Genomic DNA, 1,675 nt, shown 5'->3' on the forward strand with positions numbered 1-1,675 from the left:
CCCGCTGCCTTGGCGGCGTACAGCGCCAGGTCGGCGTGGGTCAGGAGTTCGTCGGGGCCGGTGCTGTCGACGGCGGTGGCCACGCCCACGCTCGCGGAGACGCTCACGCAGTCGCCGGACAGCTGGAAGGGTCTGCTGAGCGCCTGCACCACTTGTGCGGCGAGGATCTCGGCGTCGACGGGCTCTTTGGCGTCTTCCATCAGGACGGCGAATTCGTCACCGCCCAGGCGGGCCGCGGTGTCGCTGCGGCGCAGCGTGCGCGAGAGGCGGCTGCCGACGGCCGCCAGGAGCCGGTCGCCGACCGCGTGTCCCAGCGTGTCGTTGACGACCTTGAAGTCGTCGAGGTCGATGAAGAGCACGCAGGTCAGTGTCGATTCGCGGTGGCCGCGCAGCAGGGCGCGCTCGATGCGCTCCAGGAGCAGGGTCCGGTTGGGCAGGCCGGTCAGCGCGTCGTGGAAGGCCCGCTGGGTGAGCTCGTGTTGCAGCTGACGCTGTTCGGTCACGTCCCGCAGGGTGACGACGAGGCCGCGGACGGTGGGGTCCTGGCGCAGGTCGCTGCAGCGCACCTCCACCTCGATGCGCCCGCCGTCCCGCGGCAGCCACCAGTAGTCGTGGGGCTCCTGCTGTGCGCCGCTGCGCATGGCCGCGAGCACACGCGACGCGCGGTCCCTGTCGCGGGGATCCACCAGCGCCGGCAGCTCCGCGCCGATCAGTGGCGTGTCGCCGAAGACGGCCTGCGCGGACGGGCTCGCGTAGCGGACGGTGTTGTCGTCGACGATGAGGATGACGTCGGAGGCGTTGCGCACCAGGGTGCGGAAGTACGCCTCGCTCTCCCGCCGGATGATCTCCTGCCGGAGGGTGATCCGTTCCTTGGCCAGGCCCGCGTGCGAGGCGAGGATCTCCAGCGAGCCCCAGATCTCGCTGAGCTGCTTGTCGGATCCTGCCGCGATCAGTACACCCGGCGGATCGCCTCCGGCCGGACGGTCGCGCTGGATCATCGGGCACACCAGCGCGCTCTGCGCGGTCCCGACGCGGGCTGCGATCTCCGGGCCGAGGGCGGCGGCCTGCACCATACGCGTGCGGCGCAGGTCGAGGGCGGCGTAGGGAACCGGTGGTGTGTCGCCGGCTTCCAGGAGCAGGGTCCGGGTTCCCGGCCCGGACAGCGCGGCGACTGTCCTCTCGCAGGTCTCGGTGACCTCCCGGGCAGTGATCGCGGATACCAGCGAGGAGGCCGCATCGCGCAGCGCCAGCTCACGGTCCACGGCCTTGCGGTGCACCACGACCATGCCTGCGAGCCGCAGGATCACCAGAAGGAACAACGTGCCGGAGAAGGCCGCGATCACGGCCGCGTCGTGGGCGCTGTCCAGGAGTCCCTCGGCAAGGAGGATTCCCGGCGCGATGAGGGTGGCCGCGGCGAGCAGCACGAGCCTGCGCGGCGGGGGCAGCAGGCTCTGGCGCTGGGGGGTGCGGGCGGTCAGCCGCACCATCGAGGGGTGCAGGGCGGCCAGGCCCCATGCCGTGTAGAAGACGATCCAGCCGGTGTCCAGGAGCGTGCCGGCCTGCCACACTCCGTTGAGCTGCAAAATCCCGTACGCGATGTCGAAGGCGAGGAGGGTGAGCGTGCCCAGGACGAGCAGGCGTACGGCGGGATTGTGGCCGCTGACCAGTCCGGGGG

Annotated in this window: 1 protein-coding gene; it reads right to left on the reverse strand. The window is 71.5% G+C overall.

Annotated features, from left to right (window positions below; all coding sequences use genetic code 11):
- Nucleotides 1-1,675: diguanylate cyclase domain-containing protein (locus tag ACQKIP_RS46820; protein ID WP_427745801.1), on the reverse strand; the 1,675-nt coding region annotated here is incomplete at both ends.

It is taken from the genome of Streptomyces sp. NPDC059900, from assembly GCF_050270335.1.
Lineage (GTDB): Bacteria > Actinomycetota > Actinomycetes > Streptomycetales > Streptomycetaceae > Streptomyces.